Source organism: Flavobacterium sp. (assembly GCF_043720215.1).
Classification (GTDB): domain Bacteria; phylum Bacteroidota; class Bacteroidia; order Flavobacteriales; family Flavobacteriaceae; genus Flavobacterium.
Genome location: NZ_JAYSSZ010000038.1, coordinates 1 through 5,663 on the forward strand (window position 1 = coordinate 1; position 5,663 = coordinate 5,663).

A 5,663-nucleotide genomic window follows, 5' to 3' on the forward strand; every position below is an offset into this window, starting at 1 on the left:
AAGACATACTGTAGTCTTTTTGAGTACGCTTTACATAGCGAGGTTCCTGGGTGTTTTCCATAACGATGAATTTATGTATCGCCATTTTAGGACAAGACAGTTTTTTAATAAAAAAAGCCTATTCATTTTTTGAATAGGCTTTTGGTAAAACATAATTACTACTTTTTAGTTTTTCACAAACTTGATTGTAGCTTTTGTATCGTTGAATTGAATAGTATAAACACCTAAAGCAAGTCTAGAAATGTCTAATACGTTTTCGTCAGATTTTAAAGTGTTTTCCATAACTTTTTGTCCTAAAATATTAAATATTATAATATTTTTATCTGCAATAAAATCACCTTTGATAGTAATATTTGTAGATGCTGGGTTAGGATATACTTTTAGGTTATTTTTTGAAAAATCATTTACGCTTAAAAGTGGCTGAACTGTCAAAGTAAAAGCTTTGTTCACTATAGCATTGATAGATCTTCCAGTTGGTGAATTTGCAGTCATTGTAATTGTGTAAACACCCGGACTTAAGCTAGTTCCTGTAACTGGACTTTGAGATATAACTGAATCACAGTTAGCACTTATTGCATTACATTGAGATATATAACTAGGTAAGATGTAAACGTTTCCTGCACCCGCAGTTACCGTTTGGTTTGCAGGAACATTTAATGTAAATGTTACTGCTGGCATTGTATAACCTGCCGCAGCATATCTTTGAGTCATTGTTCTTATATCAGCACAAGAATAATTCATATTTATAGCAGCTTGTCTAACAGCAATCGCAGCTTGATTTTGATTTGTTGAACTATTAGTTAGCGCTAAACCTTCTAAAAAAGCAGTATCTGTTTTTGTTCTTCCTAAAACATCCCAAATTTTCATATTTACTGTAGCCCAAATTTGCCCATCGGTATGTATTTGACTTACCAATCCTCCTGGATATATTGGCGCATAATTTGTTGTTCTTCCTCCCCAACAAGGATTATGACCATCCCAGTTGAACATGTAATGGTAAGCTGCATCGGTAGTTAACCATTGATTTAAACTTCTACTATTAGATTGTGCCCAGTAATCGCCTGAACCTTCACTTAATCCATTTACTTGCGATAGTGAACCACCCGTTAACCAATCATGTAGTCCATGACCAAGTTCATGCCAAATAACATCTCCATCTTCACCATCATCTACACATCCTTCTCCGAAAACTAATTGTCCGTTTGAATAGTGAGAATTATCGGCTCCGTTTTCTCCATGTGGATCAAAGTGCAAAATTCCCCCATTCCCTAATGGACGGCAAGTCACACCAAGTGTTTCGTTAATGTATCTTAAATTTTTATCTGTATGATAAAAAACATTTACAGCTTCAAAAGCTTGATCGAATCTATTGTAGCTGAAATTATTTGTTGCTTGAGTAAACAAACCTGTAATCGGATTTTCAATTCTTTTAATTTCAACATAAGAACTTTTTAAAAGATAAGTTCCTGCGGTTAAATCAACTTCTGGTAATGTTACAGAAATCCTTGCAGCATCTAATGAAGCATTTGTTGCGTCGCCATTATCTATATAATTACCCGCATATGCACTACGATTAACTCCTAAAGGGTCTGAAGCAAAAACCATACCTGTTGCGGAAACAAAAGCTAAAGGTGCAGCTTTTTGTTCTTTTTTAATATTTTCTTTTTGACTTTCTTTTTTTTTGGGTTTGTCTTTTTTGCTTTTTTTCTCAGAATGATAAAATGCAATATTCTTTGAACTTAGAATTTGCGAAGTTTTTGCATCTACAATAACTTCCCAGCTTCCTGGTTTGTCTTCAGCATTTGTAACAACTCTATAAACTAATTTTGTAGGTTGTATCTTATTATAAACATAAAGTTTAGATTCTTGAAAAGTAATGTTTCCTGAGAATTTTAATTCTGTATTTGAAATCGCAATTGCTTGTTGCTCACTAATAGCTGGAGTGGTTGCGATATTTTCTACTGTATTATCGTAATTATTAGTAGAATATGCAATCTCATTATTTGGTGCAAAGTTTACTAAAATTTCCGAATCAAAGACTGGAACAGCATTAAGCATTTGTTGAAATCTAAGTGTTTCGCCTGCTAATCCATTTCGAACAAATCTCAAGCTAAATGTATGCTCTGGTTTGATTTGTAATTCTTTTTCTTGGGATTTTATATAATCACGAGCTCTTTGTTCGTTTGGTGAATTTTGAGCATTTACCGCAGTTAATCCTAATAAGAAAAGGACTGTAATGTGTAAAGTTTTTTTCATAATTGTTTATTTATATGTGTACTTATAGAACAAATATATAAAATTAAGTTTAAAATCCTAAGAATACTATAAAACTCTAATGCTTTTCTATACCTTTTTTTAATATTTGACCAAAATCATACATATCCTCGTAAGAACAATACAAAGGAACTGGTGCTAATCGAATTACATTGGGTTCGCGCCAATCGGTTATCACGCCATTTTTCATTAGATAATCGAATAATGGTCGACCTTCTCCATGTAAAAAAACAGAAAGTTGACAAGCTCTTTCTTCTTGATTACTTGGTGTTAAAATCTCGAAATGACCTTTTACTTCTTTGTCTATTTCATGAAGAATAAATTCTAAATAAGCTGTAATTTGGTTTCTTTTTGCAATTAGTTTGTCCATGCCAACTTCAGCAAACATTTCGACTGATGCTAAATAAGGTGCTAATGATAGAATTGGTAAATTACTTATTTGCCAACCATCGGCTCCATGAACTGGATCGAAAGTAGGTTCCATTTTGAAACGTCGTTCTTTATTGTGTCCCCACCAACCTGCGAGTCTTGGCAAATCAGCATCATTGTGATGTTTTTCATGAACGAAACAACCTGAAGCATTACCAGGCCCTGAATTCATGTATTTATAAGAACACCATGAAGCAAAATCGATATTCCAATCGTGCAATTCTAATTTGATATTTCCTGCGGCGTGAGCCAAATCGAAACCAACTTTTGCGCCTTGTTTATGTCCTGCTTCGGTGATGGTTTTCATATCAAAAACTTGTCCTGTATAGTAATTTACACCTCCAAACAAAACCAATGCCAACTCATCTCCTACTTCTTTTATTTTTGCAAGAATATCTTCTAATCGGATATTGTGTTCACCTTCTCTTCTTTTAATTTCTACAATCGCATCTTCAGGTTTATAACCATGAAAATTAACTTGACTCTGGAACATATATTGATCTGATGGAAAAGCTTTTTCTTCGCAGATAATCTTATAACGTGTTTTTGTAGGACGATAAAAGGAAACCATCAGTAAATGAAGATTCACAGTAAGTGTATTCATTACAGTAACCTCACTTGGTTTTGCTCCTACAATTTTACTTAACGGATTAGCAAATCGTTCGTGATAATCCCACCATGGTTTGTCTGCATAAAAATGACCCTCGACAGCAAGATTTGCCCAATCGTTCATCACTTCATCAACATAAGTTTTGGCCGACTTTGGTTGTAATCCCAATGAATTTCCAGTAAAATAAATTACGTTTTTATCATTGTGTTGTGGAAATATGAACTCGTTTCTATATTTTTTTAGTTCGTCTTGTGCATCGAGTTGTTGTGCAAATTGTACTCTGTTTTGGAAAGTCATGATTTGGTTTTTGATTTTGTAAAAATAAGAAAAATTATTTCACAAAGATGCGCAGAGTAAACACAGAGATACACAAATTTTTTTTTTGATTTTAATAACTTGAGTTAGTATATTATTTAGGAGCGCAACATTTCGGTTTCTTTTCAAATTATTTCCCGCTTTCCGTTTCAATCTTTTCATTTTTAAACGAAAAAAAAAAGGATTTCCACTGCTCCCGATAGCTATCGGGACGGGGCTATAATTTAGCATTTCGACTTCTTTCAAAATTTAAATCAATTATTAAATTTCAGTTTTCAATAAAATATTTAAGAATATATTTAAGAATATATTTTTTATTGTTAGGAATCCTTACTATATTTATATCGGCAATATTGTCATCAAACAATTGTAAATTAATAAAAAATGAGCAAATCAATTTTTTATCACGCTGGTTGTCCAGTTTGTGTAAGCGCAGAGCAAGATTTACTAAATCTTATAGATTCATCTAAGGTGGAAGTGGTACATCTTGGTAATGACAAATCAAGAATTAAAGACGCTGAAAAAGCAGGCGTGAAATCGGTTCCTGCTTTAGTGACTCCAAACGGTAATGTATTACACATTAATTTTGGTGCATCTCTAGAAGCTGTAAAAGGTTAAAAACTAAATAACAGCCACTATGCAAAGCGTATTGGCTGTTATTTTATTAATACAATAAATTCATAAAAAACATAAAAAATATGCAAGTAGCAGTTTGGGATACCTATGTAACAAAAAGCGATGGAACAGTAATGCATTTTGACATTATTGCCCCTGAGAATATAAAAGACGAAAAAACAATTCATACCTTTGGAAAGGAATACTTAGTTCATAAAAACCAAGAAAAACAACAACTAACTACCAAAGAGTGCGTTTTTTGTCATCTAGAAAATGCAACTGCTGAAATTGAAACAAGTATTCTAGAGAAAGGGTATTATATTTTAGAAATGCAAAATTGTAACTAAACATGTCTGTATTTAATTTAAAAAAGCAAAACGAAAATCTTGACTTCAAAATAGTAGCTGGACTGGAGCGATTATCTCAAGTCTTTAGAATTTTACTATGGGAGAAAGCCAAAGAGTTTAGTTTGAGTCCTATACAAATACAGTTGCTTATTTTTATTAAACACCATTCCGTAGACAAAACGACGGTAAGTTATCTTGCAAAAGAATTTAATTTCACTAAACCCACAATTAGCGAAGCTATAAAAATATTAGAACAAAAAAATCTTGTCAAAAAAAGTGCAAATACAAATGACACGAGAAGTCAAACTATACAATTGACTTCTTCTGGTGAAAAAATAGTTTTTGAAACAGAAAATTTTGTCGATCCATTAACAAAAATTATCTCCGGAGTGAATGATTCTGAGAAAGTTGTTTTATGGGAGAACATATCGAATCTTATAATAAAACTAAATAAACAGAAAGTCATTAGCGTGCAAAGAACTTGTTTTAATTGCAAATTCTATTCAATAAAAGCGGAAAATCATTTTTGCAATTTACTTGATCAAAAACTTTTGTCGAAGGAAATACGAATTGACTGTATCGAGTTTGAAGTTGCTTAGATTTTTTACTGAATAAAATAATTTCTAAATTGTTGCTCGCGTGAGGAATTACTTCACTATGCTTTTATTTTCATAGGAGTTCAGTGAACTTTGATTGATTCTGTAAAATAAGAAAAACTATTTCACGAAGATGCACAAAGAAAGCACAGAGATGCACAAAGTTTTTTTAGTTTTTGAACTATATAAGAAATTCAAGGCAATATGAGTTGTAATGATTGAATGTTGAATAACGAATGTTGAATATTGAAAATACTACTCGCGTGAGGGATTGAAGTGGAAATCCTTTTTTGAGGCTTTTCGCCGATAAAAAGATTGTAACGTCCCGATAGCTATCGGGAAGCCCGACCCTTTTCGGGTCACGCCATAAAAAAACCTTTCAGTAATTAGACTGAACCCAAAAGTTTGGACAAATTTATAATTAATTTTGATAATAATGAGTTCGATATTGTATCGGACTCATTTTGTTTAAATTTG

General features: G+C 32.4%; 5 protein-coding genes. 3 read left to right on the forward strand and 2 right to left on the reverse strand.

All coding sequences use genetic code 11. The features are described 5' to 3' along the window. Positions 1–165: 165 nt before the first annotated feature. Complete coding sequence (locus ACHZC3_RS01480; protein ID WP_394758103.1) at positions 166–2,256, reverse strand: T9SS type A sorting domain-containing protein; 2,091 nt, start codon at positions 2,254–2,256, stop codon at positions 166–168. A gap of 76 nt (positions 2,257–2,332) precedes the next feature. Next, entirely contained in the window at positions 2,333–3,610 is a 1,278-nt protein-coding gene (kynU, locus tag ACHZC3_RS01485) for a kynureninase (RefSeq protein ID WP_394758104.1), read from the reverse strand. Between the two features lie 402 nt (positions 3,611–4,012). Between kynU and ACHZC3_RS01490 the strand changes: the two genes are divergently transcribed. The 3 genes from ACHZC3_RS01490 to ACHZC3_RS01500 all read left to right on the forward strand — a co-directional run bounded on the left by ACHZC3_RS01490 (position 4,013) and on the right by ACHZC3_RS01500 (position 5,189). Then, the gene (locus tag ACHZC3_RS01490; protein ID WP_394758105.1) at positions 4,013–4,246 is read left to right on the forward strand and encodes a thioredoxin family protein; all 234 of its coding nucleotides are present in this window, start codon (positions 4,013–4,015) and stop codon (positions 4,244–4,246) included. 80 nt (positions 4,247–4,326) lie between these two features. Continuing rightward, positions 4,327–4,590, forward strand: a complete 264-nt coding sequence (locus ACHZC3_RS01495; protein WP_394758106.1) for a DUF2024 family protein — start codon at positions 4,327–4,329, stop codon at positions 4,588–4,590. Positions 4,591–4,592: 2 nt separating this feature from the next. Beyond that, complete coding sequence (locus ACHZC3_RS01500) at positions 4,593–5,189, forward strand: MarR family winged helix-turn-helix transcriptional regulator (protein ID WP_394758107.1); 597 nt, start codon at positions 4,593–4,595, stop codon at positions 5,187–5,189. The last annotated feature ends 474 nt before the right edge of the window (positions 5,190–5,663 follow it).

Coding starts and splice junctions, on each gene's coding strand:
- kynU (WP_394758104.1), bottom strand. CDS start 3,610: ATGACTTTCCAAAACAGAGTACAATTTGCACAACAACTCGATGCACAA.
- ACHZC3_RS01500 (WP_394758107.1), top strand. CDS start 4,593: ATGTCTGTATTTAATTTAAAAAAGCAAAACGAAAATCTTGACTTCAAA.
- ACHZC3_RS01495 (WP_394758106.1), top strand. CDS start 4,327: ATGCAAGTAGCAGTTTGGGATACCTATGTAACAAAAAGCGATGGAACA.
- ACHZC3_RS01490 (WP_394758105.1), top strand. CDS start 4,013: ATGAGCAAATCAATTTTTTATCACGCTGGTTGTCCAGTTTGTGTAAGC.
- ACHZC3_RS01480 (WP_394758103.1), bottom strand. CDS start 2,256: ATGAAAAAAACTTTACACATTACAGTCCTTTTCTTATTAGGATTAACT.